This is a genomic window from Bacillus sp. GbtcB10, assembly GCF_019091365.1.
Lineage (GTDB): Bacteria > Bacillota > Bacilli > Bacillales > Bacillaceae > Bacillus > Bacillus altitudinis.
Map to the genome: position 1 here is coordinate 1 of NZ_JAGXJP010000008.1, position 17,000 is coordinate 17,000.

Here is a 17,000-nt window from a genome sequence, read left to right on the forward strand (position 1 = left end):
TGGCGGTCCGGACGGGACTCGAACCCGCGACCTCCTGCGTGACAGGCAGGCATTCTAACCAACTGAACTACCGGACCTCAGTAACTTGCCCGAAAAAGCAATCGTGGTGCTCCTTCAAGCAAGTGAGGAAAAATTAGCTTAACGCTAAAGTAAATCAATGACCCGTACGGGATTCGAACCCGTGTTACCGCCGTGAAAGGGCGGTGTCTTAACCGCTTGACCAACGGGCCAAAACATGGTGAGCCATGAAGGACTCGAACCTTCGACCCTCTGATTAAAAGTCAGATGCTCTACCAACTGAGCTAATGGCTCTCGGTTTGTGAAAAGTAATTCTGAAGAAGTTGTACTGCGTCAAACCAATCGCTTTAAAAAAGCTGGAACATCGCATCCTAACAAGTTTCAGAGACCTTTGCAACAACGAGATTTATAATATCATAGAGTAATTACATATGGCAATACGTTTTTCGACATTTTTTTAAAAAAAGTGTCGGATTTGATATCTTCTGTTAAACCGCCTAATCCTGCAAGCGCCTTCATTCAATCATTGGCTACTGCCCAATCCAGCACACAGAAACGTTTGATTCCGACCAATATTGGTTATACAAGAAACAAACAACATGGTGATTGAAAAAGGAGGAAGCATAGGATGAGTTCATTTAAATTAGGAGATAAAATGCCCGATTTTTCACTGCCAACAGTGCAGGGCGATCGCATTGAGTTTTACAAACATTTAGAGGAGCATCAAAGCTGGCACCTCATCGTTTTCTTTAGAGGATCATGGTGCCCAGTATGTGTCGAGGAATTAAAAGAGCTGGAAAAACAGCAATCCTATTTTCAAGACAAGGATATTCACTTAATGACGATTTCAACAGATAACCCTGAAGACTTGAAGGAATTTGCAGACAAAGAGGGACTTTCTTTCCCCATCATGTCTGACCAAAACCTCACATCATTGAAAGCCTATGAAGTCTTCTATCACGGGGAAGATGCCCCATATGAAGATCACGGGGTGCACGGAGAACCTGCCTATTTCTTATTAAATGAAAAAGGCCAAGTCCTCTATCAGCAAAGACAAACAAGTCCATTTGGCAGACCGCACGCCAACGAACTGCGCAAAATCATTCAATACATTCGTAAAAATTTAAAAGGCCAATATAAAAGCCTAAAATAAAAAAGAAGCTCTCATCAGAGGGCTTCTTTTTTATGAATGTTTTTTGTTGTATAGCCAATCTGCGGTGAAAAACACAAGAAGACCTGTCATTAAAATCACAAAAGTCACAGGTGTACTCTCACCTTGAAAAAAAGCGTAAGACGCATGTCCTCCTAATGCTAGAAGATAAAAAACAAACGCCGATCCTGCTGCTTTTTGTGCATTGGCTTGTTCTCTTTTCGTCGTTTTTTTGAAAAACATTGTATCTATTCCCCTTTAAGATGCTTTCTTCATTGTCACACGGCGAAGTGCCTGTGATCGGATATACTCCATTGGTCCAATTCGCCAGACGTGTAAGCAAAGGGCTGAAATGGCGATTTGCAGCAGAGAGATCAACAACCATGACAAGACGATAAGGGGGGCGTTGATTTGACCGCCAAGACCCAATCCCCAGCTGTAAAAAAGAAGCGAGCAGATGACATTTTGCAGGATATAGCAGCTAAGCGCCATTTTCCCTACATATTCAAACCAAGTCCACATGAACCATGACTCCGTGCGTGCTAGAAGCTTCGCCACGACAGCAATATAGAAAATAGAGAGGAATGGCGAAAACACATAGCGCACCACGAATTCCACTATGTCATTTGGTACAAAGACGAGCGCATTCAGCGGCAGTCCAATCCACAAACCCATTCGGAACAATGTTTTCCGCAGAGTTTGCCCACGCTCATTTGCATAAAATACACCGGCTCTCATCATCCGCACACCTAATAAAAACAAAAAGGTATTCATTGGGATAATAAAGATTGCTTCTTCTCGGTACATCAAAAAGTGCTGTAATCGGTCTTGAACTTGAGATATCCATGTCTCCGGCAGTTGTTCTTCGTACGCTGGTTCACTGCTCTCGTCATAGGATTCATTTTCCAATTCAGAGGAAGAAAATACAACGAGAAAAGCCGTCACCAACAAATGAATGACACCCGAGACAATCATGCCTTTTTTGATGCGCCGACTCCCTCCACGGACAATAAACGCCACAAGCAAACCCGTGACGGCGTAACTCATGAGCACATCATATTCCATCACTAGCGCAAAATGGACAAAGCCTTCAATAAATAAAAATAAAAGAATCCATAAATATGTACCCGGCCAAGTCGTATTTTTTCTTTTCGCCTGCTGGTATTTCAGCTCTAGCCCTACGCCAAACATGATTGTGAGCAGCGATAGCATTTTGCCATAAACGAACATAGAGACAAGACTTTCAAGAAAACTACCATTTTCATATTCATCCGCAATCTGATCTGTCGCAAAGGTATCCCCTGCGTATGCAAAAAACCAGACGTTTGTACCCAATGTACCTAATATCGCAAAACCTCGTAAAATATCTAATAATCGTATTCTTTCTTTCACTAGAACGCTCCTTCCTTTTTATACAGTTATCACATTTTGGTAATGACAGGAAGAGCGTTCCGTAGAAATTAAGGAATATTTAAACAAAAAAAGACACCAGTAAAATGTGTGATTTTACTGGTGTCTGATCAGTCTATAATGATGGACGGTACACGCTGCGGACAACGTTCGTTTGGGAACGGTCTGGTCCGACTGAGAAAATAGAAAGTGGAATACCTGTTAATTGTGAAATGCGCTCTAAGTAATGACGGGCATTTGCAGGCAGTTCACTTAAATTCTTCACACCTGTAATATCCTCTGTCCAACCTGGCATTTCTTCGTAGACAGGTTCACATTTCGCTAATTCATTTAGACTTGCTGGGAATTCTTCAGTGATTTCTCCGTTCAATTTATAAGCGACACAGATTTTCAATTTCTCAATCCCTGTCAGTACATCGATGGAGTTAAGAGATAAATCTGTAATTCCGCTCACACGGCGTGCATGACGGACAACAACACTGTCAAACCAGCCAACACGGCGCGGGCGGCCAGTTGTCGTACCGTATTCACGGCCAACTTCACGAATTTGATCGCCAATTTCATCATGGAGTTCTGTCGGGAATGGGCCATCACCTACACGAGTTGTGTAAGCTTTTGATACGCCGACCACATGTTGAATTTTCGTAGGACCTACACCAGAACCAATCGTCACGCCTCCAGCCACTGGGTTAGATGACGTCACGAACGGATATGTCCCTTGATCGATATCAAGCATAACGCCTTGTGCCCCTTCAAAAAGAACACGGCGGCCTTCATCTAGAGCATCGTTCAATACAACAGATGTGTCCACAACATATTTTTTCACTTGCTGACCATATTCATAATACTCATCTAAAATATCTTCAATTTTGAAGCCTTCTGTGTCGTACATTTTCTCTAAAAGACGATTTTTCTCTTCTAGATTACGTGCAAGCTTCTCTTCAAATACTTCACGATCTAATAAATCTGCGATACGGATTCCGACGCGGGCAGCTTTGTCCATATAAGCTGGTCCGATTCCTTTTTTCGTCGTACCGATCTTGTTAGCCCCTTTCCGCTCTTCTTCTACCTCGTCCAATTTTAAGTGATAAGGCAGAATGACATGGGCTCTATTGCTGATTCTGAGGTTATCTGTACTCACATTCCGTTCGTGAAGATACGCAAGCTCAGTGACCAACGCTTTAGGATCAACCACCATTCCATTACCGATGACACAAGTTTTCTCTTTGTAAAAAATACCGGACGGAATGAGGTGTAGCTTGTAAGTCACTCCATCAAATTTGATTGTGTGACCTGCATTGTTTCCCCCTTGATAACGGGCAATCACCTCTGCATTTTCTGAAAGGAAATCGGTAATTTTCCCTTTCCCTTCGTCACCCCACTGCGTACCTACTACGACTACTGAAGACATATCGTGCACCTCCGTTAACCTTTCAAAACGTTATCTCTTTCAAACACATTTATTTTATCAATGGACAATGAAAAAGTCAACGTGAAATCCGAACATTAATATCTTGAAATCAAATTTTGTTCGTTTTACATGTGAGGAAAAGCGCTTTAATTGCTCATTCTACGCTTAAACAAGGAGATTTCGATCAAAATTACTGTTTTTCTCATTTCCGTTTGTTCAGTGATTTTCAATCAATTGAATCATCGAACTTGCCATAAAGTCGGGTGAGTATGGTCTACCTTTTCTCAGCCACCACTCAGCTGTTCCAACATAAGCAGAAATGACAAATTGCTTCTGCATTTCGAGAGGAACGTGTTGTGGATCAGGTGGTGAACCTGTAACTTCTTCGAGCCCCAAAGTAAAGCTTTCTTCAAAAAAAGCACTGGCCGTCTGATGAATATTAAGCTCTCTTCCTCTTTTCAAGAGAATCTGATACTCCTCTTCATGTTCCTGCAAATGCTGATAAAAGCGGTAAATATACACATATGCTGCATGATCGCTCTTCCACTCACTTTCATGTACAGGAGCAAAAATAGCGATTTTCATGACATCAAACATCTCATCCATGACCTGCTGAGCTAAGTCAAACTTATCCTCATAATGCTGATAGAAGGTGGTGCGATGGATTCCTGCCTTGTTCGTCAAATCTTGTACAGAAATCTTCCCCCATTCCTTCTCCTTTAATAACTGAAATAATGCTTTTCTTAATTGTTGCTTTGATTCAGTTGCGCGCTTATCCCCTCTGTAGCAGTCCGCCACAAGCCGCTCTCCCCTTCCCATTTTCTTCAACAGATTTCGCCTTTCTGTTGGTTGAATCCTTTCTCCTGATGAATTACCTTAAATCTAACACAGTGAAAAAAAGGAATCATCTGACAACCCATAAGGAGTGATGATCATGGAAACAACAACACCTAGTGCCGTTCAGAAAGCGTTATTAAGAGGGAAAAATAAGCAGGACCCGTATCACCCATTTGATTGGTACGCCAAAATGCGTCAAGAATCCCCTGTTCATTTTGATGAACACAGCCAAACATGGAGTGTCTTCACCTATGAAGAAGCAAAGCGCGTCACCATCGATAAAGATACCTTTTCTAGTCAACCTCCTCAAGACCACCGGAAACATTCACTGATGAAAACAATGGTCATGATGGACCCGCCAAAACATACACGAATCCGTTCCATTGTGAGCAAAGCCTTTACACCCCGGGTGATGAAATTGTGGGAACCACGCATTCAAGAGTTAATGGATGATCTCATTGGACAAATAGAAGGTAAGGAAGAGATTGATCTTGTTCAAGACATCTCCTATCCGCTTCCTGTGATAGTCATTGCAGAGCTTTTAGGTGTGCCAACAGAACATAAACAATCCTTTAAAGAATGGTCCGATATTCTCGTCAGCATGCCTAAAAGTGAACATGAAAAAGATGTCGTTGAATGGCAAAAAACACGGGATCAAAGCGAAGCGGACATGATGGCGTTTTTTGCTGACATCATTGAAGAGAAGCGGCAGAACCTTAGTGAGGATTTGATTTCGCTTTTAATCCAAGCGGAGGAAGATGGAGATAAGCTGTCCGCAGACGAATTAATTCCTTTCTGCAATCTTCTCCTGTTAGCAGGCAACGAAACGACCACCAACCTGATCTCCAATATGATCTTTAGTTTGTTAGAAAATCCGGGGTCGTATGAAGCGCTCGCTCAATCACCTGACCTCATTCCTCGAGCTGTGGAGGAGGCTGTCCGTTTTCGTGCCCCTGCGCCTACCATCGTCCGGTATGTCACAGAAGACACCGAACTTGGAGGAAAAGTCTTGAAAAAGGGAGACAGTGTGATTGTCTTTCTTGCTTCTGCGAACCGGGATGAGCGTCAATTTCCAAACGCACATGAGTACGATATACACCGGCACCCTAATCCCCATATTGGCTTTGGCCACGGCATTCATTTCTGCCTAGGCGCACCACTTGCTCGCCTAGAAGCATGCACTGCCATCAAAGCCATACAGTCACGATATGGATCACTAGAGCTTCTCTCTTACGTCCCAATGACAAGCAGCGGTATGTATGGGCTAAAAGAGCTAAAACTCCGTGTCACGCCTCGATCATAACAAAAAGGACTCCCACGAGATGGGAGTCTTTCTTAATCAGGTGTAATTCCTTCTGTATTCATGAGCACCACTCGATATCCATCTGGATCTTCAATCGTCACGCCTCCTCGATCCCAGTACGGGTTCGTAGAGGTGACATGCCGTCCGCCAAATGCGATCAGTCTCTTTTTCATCTGCTGAAATTCTTCTTCATCCGGAATATAGAATACAAGCAGCTGCTCTGGGTGGGGAACAGGCAAGCTTTCGTCTTCTTCATGTTTGGTGATTTCCAGATGAACATGCTGGTGAGGAAGCCCAAGCATGACCCCATCATACCCTTCATGCTGATCAAATGAGCCTATTCGTTTCAGCCCTAAACCTTCTTCATAAAAAGAAACAACCTCTTTCATGTTGACGGTCGGACGTGCGATGCGTAATTGAGCGGCTTCGAATTGTTGAAACTTCATCAGTCATCACTCCTTTTCTCCCTTTAGTATACGATCTGTATTTCTGTCTCTCCTCCTCATTTCGAATGTTTTTCAGTCATTCTTTCGATGTAGATGGATCAAAAAAGCCCAGCTTCTTGAGCTGGGCTTTAAGCACCGGGCGGAACACCCGCATCGTCAAATCTTCTTTCTAAATTGACGAATTTGTTATATTCTTTCACGAAAGCCAGTGATACCGTTCCAACTGGACCGTTACGCTGTTTTGCAATAATAATTTCAATAATGTTCTTATTCTCTGATTCTTTGTCATAGTAATCATCACGATAAAGGAACGCCACAATATCGGCATCCTGCTCAATACTTCCTGATTCACGAATATCAGACATCATCGGACGTTTGTCCTGACGCTGCTCTACCCCACGAGAAAGCTGTGATAAGGCAATGACCGGCACTTCAAGTTCTCTTGCTAGTGACTTTAAAGCCCTAGAAATTTCAGATACCTCTTGCTGACGGTTATCGCTTGATCGTCCACTCCCTTGGATGAGCTGTAAGTAGTCAATCAGGATCATACCAAGCCCATTTTCTTGCTTCAAACGGCGGCATTTCGAGCGAATTTCACTGACTCTAATGCCAGGTGTATCATCAATGAAAATCCCACTGTTTGATAGCGAACCCATCGCCATTGTCAGCTTACCCCAGTCCTCTTCTGTGAGATTACCGGTTCTTAGGTTTTGTGCATTGATATTTCCCTCGGCACAAAGCATACGCATGACCAGCTGCTCAGCACCCATCTCTAAACTAAAGATGGCGACACTTTCATCCGTCTTGGTCGCGACGTTTTGGGCAATATTTAACGCGAAGGCTGTTTTCCCTACGGACGGACGAGCGGCTACAATAATCAAGTCATTTCGCTGGAAGCCAGCTGTCATCCGGTCAAGCTCTGAGAAACCCGTTGGAATCCCAGTGATATCACCTTTTCGATTATGAAGCTGTTCAATATTATCATATGTCTGAACAAGAACGTCTTTAATGTTTTGGAAAGCTCCTGAGTTTTTACGCTGAGCCACTTCCATAATGGTTTTTTCAGCATCACTCAATAGATCTTCTACTTCATCCTCACGCGTATATCCATCTTGTGCAATGGTTGTCGCTGTACGGATCAGACGTCTTAAAATGGATTTTTCTTCCACAATTTTTGCATAATATTCAATGTTAGCGGCAGTTGGGACAGAGTTCGCAATATCGGTTAAATACGAAATCCCGCCTACCTCTTCTAGTAAGTCTGTATTGGCAAGTTCTGATGTCACCGTGACAAGGTCAACCGGTTCCCCTCTATCACCAAGTACAAGCATCGCATTGTAAATCTTTTGATGCGACATTCTATAGAAATCCTCTGGAATTAATACTTCAGAAGCGAGCGTTAGCGCAGATGGTTCTAAAAAAACAGCACCTAATACGGCCTGCTCGGCTTCTATATTTTGCGGCGGCAGCCGGTCATCGAGAAGTTCCGTCATGCCAAGCACCGTCCTTTCATAAAAAAATACGCTACTCATCATTTTAACATTTTCATCAATAAAAAAGTGAAAAACATCAACTATAGTCAAAATTACCATGTCGATGTTTTGTTGAACAGCGAAACAACACACTTCAAATAGAAAAGACTCTGTAACATAAATTGTTATAGAGTCCTTTGTATCGCTAATGGAATTTGTAGCTGTTGTTCACACATGTGATCGATACTCCAACATGGCATGAACACGCACATGATCAAATATTGAAAATATCAGGTGCGTTTTTTAATCTATCGTTTTCTTAACTCCGTAATTCACCTTTTGTCCAATGTCATATAAAGACCCGTTTTCATACCCAATAGATAACACCAAATCGGGAATAGAATCATATCCGTTTTTGGCTAAGTCAAAGAGCTGTGCACCATAATGTGATGCAGCAATACGGGCATTTTCTGCTGTGTATGGGTTTTTCAGAAGTTCTTCTTTGTAGATATCAAAAATATTCGCTCCGGTATCCGTTACAAATTGACCGTTTACAATGCTTAAATCTTTTAAATTGTAGCCTGTCACCGTTTTGATTTGATTGACAAGGTGGAACTTTGCAAGTGAATCCGGCGTGAATTGAGTCGAATCATCATTTCTACTTTTCATAATATGAAAAAATAGTTCTCTTGTATTGTTGCTTGTATTTAATATGTCTTCTATTTGGTTGATCATTGATTCATCAGTTGATCCACTCACCACTAATTTGAAATGATTTGGGTCAATGGTAAAAGTTAAATTGGCGTTTTTAGGAATGTTCAAACCATTGGTAGAAAACAAAGCTTGCAGTTGTTCATTCACCTTTTGACGATTCAATAGTTTCTTTTCGACACTTTCTTGGGTAGGGTCGTACCGATTTTCATTACGGAAGGCGGCATCATTAAAATTATAATACCCTCCTCTCCCATGGTTAGCCCATCCAATTTCCATAGAGTAAGCAGCATCTCTTTCTGGTTTGGTTAGGTCACTTCTGAAATAAGGAGAGTATGGATTTCGATACTTATCAAATATATGACCATGAGGATCTTTGAATCGTTTGTTTTGTTCATTTATTTTTTCGTATTTTTCATCTAATATTTTCATCCGTCTATCAGATTCGGTCATCACTTCATTTGTACTTTTAATAGCTGATTGACCTTTAGAATCTATTTGGTTCAAATTGTTCGAAGAACTGGCTGTATATGACGTATTAATATTCATTTTGATTCTCCTTTTTTAAGAAAATAGTGATTATTAAATATATCGGCAATTCAGTTAAAATTTGTTAGTTTAATGTCGATATAGTAATTATTACAAGGAGGGTTAATATATGACAAATACTATCTTTAAAAGTTTATTATTACCAGCATTATTATTGGCGCTTGTTACTAGTTTTTTTGCACCTAAGTCAGCGGAAGCAGTAATTACGGGGAATAACAGTCCTAACACTGCAAGTTCAATGGGATATTGGAAAAATAGTCGTTCAGACACGACAATCTTACCTGAAGGTGAAAATGAAGCGTATTATCAATTTACGATCAATAAAGGTGAAAGAGTTTATGTCAGAAGTTCGTATAATAAGCAATATACTGGGATGAAAATCGAGGTTTATAACTCAAAATATTCTGATGCGAAAACAGAAGTAATTAATCCTGATTCAGTAACGCCCTTTATTTTTGCAAATACTGGTGACGTGACTTCAACTTCAGAAACTTATTTTGTGAAAGTAACCCGTGGTACATATAGCGGAAACATGTATTTTACTGTTTCCATTCAAGATCGTATTAAATCTGGAAATGGGACATTCAATTTTACAGGCACTGCTACAAACTTGGGGAATTCTTCTTTAAATTTTTTAGGGGTTGATTCTTCTGTCATTACAATGGATTTAACGAACAATTCTTCTATTCCTAAAAGTGCAATTGTCAAATCGATTACGACAACTAGCACTCAAACACCCAACCAAGGGAATGTCACACACAAACTGATGTCTAGCGATAGTAACATTTGGTATCAATCACTTTTCTCCTCTGCAACAAGTGGTTCTTATCGTATATCTCTGGATGATCAATTAAGAGTCGCTCAAAAATGGAGCTTTAAGTACAACGCAAAAGCTACCGCGAGATCTACTATGAGCAATGTCAAAGCCGATATCCGTTACGAATATGATGTCACAGATGGATTTTAATTGAATCGTGTTTACAGATATGTACACCAATATGATCAAAAAGTAAGGGCACATCCCTTACTTTTTTTATTGCCTCATTTTTGATGTTATATGTTATTTCGCCACTTTTAAAACAGCCCCTCCTCTTTCAACACGCTCTCTAGCAGAACCCCGACTGACCATTTCATTTTGTTATGAATGAAAATGTTAAAAAGAAGAGTAGTGTATTTTTGTATGAAAGGACGGTGCTTGGTATGGCGGAACTTCTCGATGACCGGCTGCAGACGCAAAATATAGAAGCAGAGCAGGCCGCACCAATGAATTGGGCGAAATTAACATTTACATAACTTTATGAACATTTGACTTTATAATTAATAACTATTATTATTTGGTTTGCTCACATGATAATTGAGAATCATTTTCACTTGAAATTTTCAAGTAATACTCTCATCCAACCAATATTCACAAGCCTGCTTTTATCACCATATGAGGATCATTTTGAGGAAGGGAATTTTTATATATGTTGAAGCGCCCTGAAGAAATGGGTACTGAGAATTCACTTTTCGGGGAAAGCCGTCCTTTTTTTATACCTGGGACGGAGCAACTGGATATCACAGCACACCCATACAGACTTTTTATATTTAAACCGAATACCACTCCTCCCGCCGCTGGTTTTCCAGTCATGTACATGCTTGATGGGAATTCACTTTTTGGCACAATGGTCGAAGCCATTCGTTTACAGTCAAGAAGACCTGAGAAAACAGGAATCGTACCTGCCATCATTGTGGGAATTGGCTATCAGACAGAAGAACCCTATCATCCGCTTAGGCATTATGATCTCACTCTTACCGCCCCTGATGCTTCCATTGGGAGGAAAAGAAAGGACTTCTCCATCCATACATATGGCGGCGCTTCTACTTTCTTTTCATTTTTAGAAAAGACGGTAAAGCCTTATATCGAAAAACGCTTTCCGATCAACCAAAGTCGTCAAACACTGTTTGGGCATTCTCTTGGTGGTCTTTTTGTATTACACACACTATTTGAGCACCCTGATGCTTATCAGACATATATTGCAGGGAGCCCTTCTATCCACTGGAACAAAAAATTATTTCTAGAAAAAGAACACCAATTCACCAACTATGTACGTCAGGTGCCTATGGATGTCAGGCTGCTTGTAGGTGTAGGTGAATTAGAAAAACATCATCCATGTCAAATGAATGATCATGCCAATTCACTAGCAAATCGTATGTTGCCTTTATCGTCTTACGGCTTGCATACTGCCTATCACGAGTTCCCTGAAGAAGGACATACGTCCGTTTTGCCGGTGCTGATGAATTATGCTTTTCGTTTTGCACTCTATCATGATGATCCTTTAACAACCACAGACATGAAAAAAAGCTAGTGAACACACGAAACATAGTGATCTATCTCAAAAGATTGCCCTTATCACATGCGCAGGACGGACAACGAATGCAAGTATTTCTCTACACCCTACGCACCCTGATCTCCATCAGGGTGCTTTTTTGACAGAATAAACACACCATTTTCCAGCTCTTTCTGATACAATTCAATTGAGAATATTTATCAATTAATAAGAGATCAGGTGGTTTTATGGGAAACAATCATCAATTATGTACAAAGGTAAATGCTGAACAATGCATTTATCGATTAACATATACTGAAAAAATAAATAATGCAGATCTTCCACATACGGAGCAGCAGTTGTCAGATACTTTCTGCCTCCTTTTTAGCATAAGCGGCAGCGGTTTACTTACATTGAACGATCAAAGATGGCGATTGAAACATCTGACACTCTATACGATGATGCCTGGGGAAACATTTATGTTGAAAACAGAGCCTTATCAAAAACACGAGCTCTATCTGTTTCGCTTTCAGATGTACACGCCGCAAGGTCAAAACATAGAAGAAGTATCAACTGAACATGCCCGCTCTTTACTGAATGTATGGCAATTTATCGATATTAGCTCGATTGAACACATTCATTCTTTACTGTCCGACATGACAGCAGAATGGCAAAAACCTGAATCCATTAGCATTTTTAGAAGCCAAACCCTTTTTCAACAGCTCATGATGCAGCTTTTCACACTGCATAAAGAAGACATTTGTGACACAACACACGCCCTTTTTAAAACAAAACAATATATCGATCAACATTCCGAAGAACCTCTCAGCCTTACAAGTCTATCTCATATGGCTGGTATCAGCGCCAATCATTACAGCGAGCTATTTAAAAAGCATTTTGATGTGAGTGTCACTGATTATATCACCAAGAAAAGACTGGCTAGAGCCAAACAGTTAATGGCGAAAGGTCATGCAAAGCTCAAAGACATTGCACAGGACATCGGCTATCAAGACCCCTATTACTTTAGCCGGATCTTTAAGAAAAAAACGGGTATCACTCCTTCTGCTTATATGAAAAGCCGTCAACGGAAAATGGCTGCCTATGGCCATTCCATACTCGGGCAGCTCACACCTATTCATATCATCCCATATGCTGCCCCTCTTCACCCTAAATGGACAGCACATGACTTTGAGCATTATGCAGAAGAAATTCCGATCCATCTGAGTGCACATCGTATCAACGAGCACGCTGAAGCCAATATACAGCAATTGAAGAAAGCACAACCTGAGCTGATCATTGCCAATGATCATGTGACAGAGGCAGAAAAACAAGCGTTGGAAACCATCTGTCCTGTTCACTTTGTTCCATTCACACAATTGGATTGGCGCACTCAATTCAGACAAACAGCTCTGTTCTTAAACGAAACGAGGGAAGCAGAAGAATGGCTGCTTCATTACGAAGAACTCGTTAATCAAGCGAAAAAGGAATGCCTTGTTGATCATCCACCAAGAACCGTCCTGCCTCTTCGTATCTTTCAAGATCAGCTCTACTTATCTGTCAATCGCACCTTGTCAGAAGTAATTTTTCATGACATTGGCCTTCTGCCAGCTTTTCAGAATGATGGCCAGCTCATCGAAAAAAAAATCAGCATTCACTCTATACAGCAGTTAGACCCAGATGCCATCTTCCTTTTGTTGCATAAAGAACCAAAAACCCTTGCTTTTTATCAAAAGTTAAAGCAACAGGAGGCTTGGCAAAATCTCAAGGCTGTGACGCAACAAGCCGTCTATCCACTCGCTTCTGACCCTTGGCGTGAATACACAGCAGCCAGTCATCAACGAGTCATTCAGGACCTTTTATCTTTTTTTCCGTAAAAAGTCCATCACTAGACAGATCATTGTCTATGGATAAAAGGACGAATGACTACTACAATCTTTAATTGAGAACAATTATCAGTTAAAGGAGAAAACAAATGAAAAAATGGTTCGCATTGCTTATCCTTTGTATCATGACGATCATCGCAGCAGCCTGTGGTGCTGCAGAAAATAAACCGGCTTCAAACACAACCAAAAGCAAGTCAGCTGAAGCAGCAGAAACAAACATCAAATACTTAGATCAAACGTACAAACTGAAAACACCAGTGAAACGAATCGTCATTGCTGGAAGCCTAGAATCGATGGAAGATGCAAAACTACTTGGTATCGACCCTATTGGTGCTTCTACTGTCGGCGGCACTTTCCCTGAATTATTTAAAGACATTACAGCAAAAACAGAAGGCATTGGGGAAAAAACAGAACCAAACCTAGAAAAAATCTTAAAACTAAAACCAGACGTGATACTCGGATCAACCAAGTTCCCGCCTGCAACAATTAAAAAACTAGATAAAGTCCAAACGACGATCCCAGTATCACATGTCTCTTCCGACTGGGAAAGCAACCTTTTATTACTCGGTGAACTGACTGGCAAAAGTGAAGAAGCGAAAAGCATCATTTCTGATTATCAGAAAGATCTCAAACAAGCGAAAGAAACCCTGAAAGACAAAAGCAACAACAAAACAGCTGTCATTTTACGCATTAGACAGGGCGACCTGTACGTGTACCCTGAAGACGTATACTTCAACTCTACTTTATATGGGGACTTAGGGTTTACAGCACCAAGTGATATCAAAAAAGCCAAAGCACAAGCAATGATTTCATTGGAACGCCTAGGCGAACTCAATCCTGACTATATCTTTGTTCAGTTCTCCCAAGAGGAAAACTCATCGAATCCAAATGCATTGAAGGACTTAGAGGGAAATAAAATTTGGAACAGCCTAAAAGCTGTGAAAAATGGGCACATCAATGAAAATGTCGTTGATCCTATGCTTCAGGGAGGAACAGCACTAAGCAAAACAACTTTCCTTGATCAGGCTGTCAAATGGCTAGATCAAACCAACTAAAAAGATGCGCATCTTGACAAAGGGCTAAACATTTTAGCCCTTTGTTCTTCTTTTCAGCGAAGCTTGAAAACTTGAAGGAGAGAATACACATGAACGGAACGTTTCTATATGACGAATTGAACGGGCGGCAGCTTGATATTTACCTTCCACCGGACACCTCTATTGATGTTCCAGCTGTCTTTGTACAAGATGGCTCTTCTTTGTTTAGAACCCACCTGCTAGAGATCGAAAGCATGATTGAAGCCAAAACCATCTCGCCAATCATCATCGTCGGTATACACCCCTTCAATCGACTTGACGAATATACACCATGGAAAGCATCATCACTGCATTCTGGATTCCCTGACTTTAAAGGTGAGGCACAGACATATGTGTCATTTTTAGCAAATGATTTGCTTCCATATATCAAAAGAGAATACCCAGTCAAACAGACCGGTCATGAACATAGCCACGTAGGTGCTTCATTAGGTGGACTCTTTGCTATTTATACCTTATTCATGTACCCTGACCTTTTTAAAAACATCGCATCTATCTCTGGGTCATTTTGGTATCAAGATTTTCTACCGTTTGCTAAACAACAAAGCATTCAGTCTGTGGACCACCTTGTCTATTTGTCTGTAGGCAGTGAAGAAGGGAAAGGCAAAACATCTGCCCAACAGCACATGCCTTTATTCAACAAACAACTCCATGATCTTTTATTACAGAAAGGGATGCAGGAACGAAAGCTTCACTTTCACATTGAACAAGGAGAGGGCCACCATCTGAAACAATTTCAAAAAAATTTCTTATCGGCCATCAAGTGGTTTTATAAAAGAAAACCCAAATTTTTTATCAGCAAGTCACAAAGTCGATATGGTATATTGGAACGTATAGATTGAAAGAGGAGGGATTTGCGCATGAGACCTTTACAAATCTCAGCCGATACCGCACAAAAGCTTGCTGCATCACTCAATGTACCGTTAGAGCAAATCATGCATATGCCGCAGCACATCTTATTAGCTAAATTAGCGGAGCTTGAACAGAAGAAAGATCGTTCTTAAAGAAATAAAGGAGTTTACATTCATGGAACAACAACTAGAAAAATCAACATTTCATCCTCGCAGTACAGGGCAAACCATTTTGCTGATTGCTGGGATTTTACTCATTGCCTTTAACCTGAGGCCAGCCATTACGTCTGTTGGTCCTGTGATCGGTGCCATTCGTTCTGATTTACAGCTTTCAAATGGACTGGCTGGTTTCCTCACGACATTACCACTGCTCTCATTCGCATTGCTATCTCCCATTGCACCTAAAATCGGAAAACGTCTTGGGAATGAACGAACACTTTGGCTTGGGCTTGCTGTCCTGCTCTTTGGGATTGTCATTCGTTCATTGGGCAGCATCACCTTTTTAATGATGGGAACAGCGCTAGTCGGCGTCGGGATTGCGATTTGTAATGTGCTTTTACCTGGACTTGTGAAACATAAATTCCCTGCACATGCTGGATTAATGACAAGCGTGTATACGACATCGATGTCCGTTTTTGCTGCACTTGCATCTGGTGTCAGTGTTCCGCTCAGTCATGCGATGCCTGGCGGCTGGAATACATCATTCCTTGTCTGGGCCGGACTTGCCCTTCTTGCGATGATGGTGTGGGCGCCGCAGCTTCTTCATCAGAACACAGCGGCTGTCAAAAGCATTTCACTCAAAGAGCAGCCAATATGGCGTTCACGTGTCGCATGGCAGGTGACCTTTTTTATGGGCTTGCAATCATTCCTTTTCTACAGCAGTATCGCATGGTTTCCTGATATTTTGACATCACATGGCATGAACCTAGCGACAGCGGGATGGATGCTCTCTATTATGCAGTTCACTGGTCTGCCATCCACCTTCTTAACGCCCGTTTTTGCAGAAAAATTAAAAACGCAAAGACCGCTTGTCGTCGGCCTTGTCCTTGTGTATTTACTCGGCATGATGGGTCTCCTTCTCGGAGGGTCGACGCCTATTCTTGTCATCTCTGTGCTATTCATCGGCGTCGGACAAGGGGCCAGTATCAGTCTTGCCCTCACATTTATCGGATTACGAACAACCAATATGGAACAAGCAGCTGCCCTTTCTGGAATGGCGCAGTCACTCGGTTATCTATTAGCCGCTGTTGGTCCATTCATGATCGGTATCCTTTTTGATGCGACACATACATGGACGCCAGCCATTATCATCTTTATCATCGTCCTATTTTTCATGTTTATATCCGGTATGCGTGCTGGACGAAGCGTCTATATTTCAGATCCATCATAAACAAAGGGCTAAAATAAAGTTCATTTTACCCCTTTGTCTTCTTTTTAGCGTGATAGAAAACCTTTGCATTCTAGGAAGGACGAGTATCGGCGCGGAGCGAATTTGACATTCGTGAGCACCGAAACGCAGGACTGACACCGAATGCGATGGTTTGTCTACACGCTAAGAA

Annotated in this window: 16 protein-coding genes and 3 tRNA genes; 9 read left to right on the top strand and 10 right to left on the bottom strand. The window is 41.5% G+C overall.

The window, feature by feature from the left end; all coding sequences use genetic code 11:
- The 3 genes from KVT11_RS18790 to KVT11_RS18800 all read right to left on the bottom strand — a co-directional run bounded on the left by KVT11_RS18790 (position 1) and on the right by KVT11_RS18800 (position 312).
- Positions 1–77, bottom strand: a tRNA-Asp gene (locus KVT11_RS18790).
- 81 nt (positions 78–158) lie between these two features.
- Positions 159–230: transfer RNA gene (locus tag KVT11_RS18795), tRNA-Glu, on the bottom strand.
- A 6-nt stretch (positions 231–236) separates the two neighbouring features.
- Positions 237–312 (bottom strand) — tRNA-Lys (locus KVT11_RS18800).
- Positions 313–646: 334 nt separating this feature from the next.
- On the opposite strand from KVT11_RS18800, the gene KVT11_RS18805 reads away from it, so the two are divergent.
- The gene (locus KVT11_RS18805) at positions 647–1,171 is read left to right on the top strand and encodes a peroxiredoxin family protein (RefSeq protein WP_116306588.1); all 525 of its coding nucleotides are present in this window, start codon (positions 647–649) and stop codon (positions 1,169–1,171) included.
- A 30-nt stretch (positions 1,172–1,201) separates the two neighbouring features.
- Here the strand turns inward: KVT11_RS18805 and KVT11_RS18810 are convergent, their stop codons facing one another.
- The 4 genes from KVT11_RS18810 to KVT11_RS18825 form a co-directional block, all read right to left on the bottom strand.
- A complete protein-coding gene (locus KVT11_RS18810) occupies positions 1,202–1,411 on the bottom strand; it encodes a hypothetical protein (RefSeq protein ID WP_024718463.1) in 210 nt (69 codons plus the stop codon).
- A gap of 15 nt (positions 1,412–1,426) precedes the next feature.
- Positions 1,427–2,560 carry a DUF418 domain-containing protein gene (locus KVT11_RS18815; protein WP_116306589.1) on the bottom strand — a complete coding sequence of 378 codons (1,134 nt, stop codon included), beginning with the start codon at positions 2,558–2,560 and terminating at the stop codon, positions 1,427–1,429.
- 133 nt (positions 2,561–2,693) lie between these two features.
- Positions 2,694–3,989 carry an adenylosuccinate synthase gene (locus KVT11_RS18820; protein ID WP_007497400.1) on the bottom strand — a complete coding sequence of 432 codons (1,296 nt, stop codon included), beginning with the start codon at positions 3,987–3,989 and terminating at the stop codon, positions 2,694–2,696.
- Positions 3,990–4,205: 216 nt separating this feature from the next.
- Positions 4,206–4,808 (bottom strand): TetR/AcrR family transcriptional regulator, encoded by a 603-nt coding sequence (locus KVT11_RS18825; RefSeq protein ID WP_223255611.1) that lies wholly within the window; start codon positions 4,806–4,808, stop codon positions 4,206–4,208.
- A gap of 115 nt (positions 4,809–4,923) precedes the next feature.
- On the opposite strand from KVT11_RS18825, the gene KVT11_RS18830 reads away from it, so the two are divergent.
- Positions 4,924–6,129: a cytochrome P450 gene (locus KVT11_RS18830; protein WP_116306590.1), complete on the top strand. Its 1,206-nt coding sequence runs from the start codon at positions 4,924–4,926 to the stop codon at positions 6,127–6,129.
- Between the two features lie 32 nt (positions 6,130–6,161).
- On the opposite strand, the gene KVT11_RS18835 is transcribed toward KVT11_RS18830, so the two are convergent.
- From KVT11_RS18835 to KVT11_RS18845, 3 genes are all read right to left on the bottom strand, one after another.
- Positions 6,162–6,575 (bottom strand): VOC family protein, encoded by a 414-nt coding sequence (locus KVT11_RS18835; RefSeq protein WP_017359894.1) that lies wholly within the window; start codon positions 6,573–6,575, stop codon positions 6,162–6,164.
- A gap of 128 nt (positions 6,576–6,703) precedes the next feature.
- Positions 6,704–8,068 (bottom strand): replicative DNA helicase, encoded by a 1,365-nt coding sequence (gene dnaB / locus KVT11_RS18840; protein ID WP_003214779.1) that lies wholly within the window; start codon positions 8,066–8,068, stop codon positions 6,704–6,706.
- 282 nt (positions 8,069–8,350) lie between these two features.
- On the bottom strand, positions 8,351–9,307 hold the full coding sequence (locus KVT11_RS18845; protein ID WP_116306591.1) for a DUF4885 family protein: 957 nt from the start codon (positions 9,305–9,307) through the stop codon (positions 8,351–8,353).
- A gap of 109 nt (positions 9,308–9,416) precedes the next feature.
- Between KVT11_RS18845 and KVT11_RS18850 the strand changes: the two genes are divergently transcribed.
- The 7 genes from KVT11_RS18850 (at position 9,417) to KVT11_RS18880 (ending at position 16,831) form a co-directional block, all read left to right on the top strand.
- Positions 9,417–10,274, top strand: a complete 858-nt coding sequence (locus KVT11_RS18850) for a hypothetical protein (RefSeq protein ID WP_116306592.1) — start codon at positions 9,417–9,419, stop codon at positions 10,272–10,274.
- A 499-nt stretch (positions 10,275–10,773) separates the two neighbouring features.
- The gene (locus KVT11_RS18855) at positions 10,774–11,655 is read left to right on the top strand and encodes an alpha/beta hydrolase (protein ID WP_116306594.1); all 882 of its coding nucleotides are present in this window, start codon (positions 10,774–10,776) and stop codon (positions 11,653–11,655) included.
- Positions 11,656–11,864: 209 nt separating this feature from the next.
- Entirely contained in the window at positions 11,865–13,490 is a 1,626-nt protein-coding gene (locus KVT11_RS18860) for an ABC transporter substrate-binding protein (RefSeq protein ID WP_116306596.1), read from the top strand.
- 98 nt (positions 13,491–13,588) lie between these two features.
- Positions 13,589–14,554, top strand: a complete 966-nt coding sequence (locus KVT11_RS18865; RefSeq protein WP_035704087.1) for an iron-hydroxamate ABC transporter substrate-binding protein — start codon at positions 13,589–13,591, stop codon at positions 14,552–14,554.
- 89 nt (positions 14,555–14,643) lie between these two features.
- Positions 14,644–15,432 (top strand): alpha/beta hydrolase, encoded by a 789-nt coding sequence (locus KVT11_RS18870; RefSeq protein ID WP_116306598.1) that lies wholly within the window; start codon positions 14,644–14,646, stop codon positions 15,430–15,432.
- A gap of 18 nt (positions 15,433–15,450) precedes the next feature.
- On the top strand, positions 15,451–15,594 hold the full coding sequence (locus tag KVT11_RS18875) for a YycC family protein (protein ID WP_008347524.1): 144 nt from the start codon (positions 15,451–15,453) through the stop codon (positions 15,592–15,594).
- A 22-nt stretch (positions 15,595–15,616) separates the two neighbouring features.
- Entirely contained in the window at positions 15,617–16,831 is a 1,215-nt protein-coding gene (locus KVT11_RS18880; protein WP_116306600.1) for a CynX/NimT family MFS transporter, read from the top strand.
- Positions 16,832–17,000: the final 169 nt, after the last annotated feature.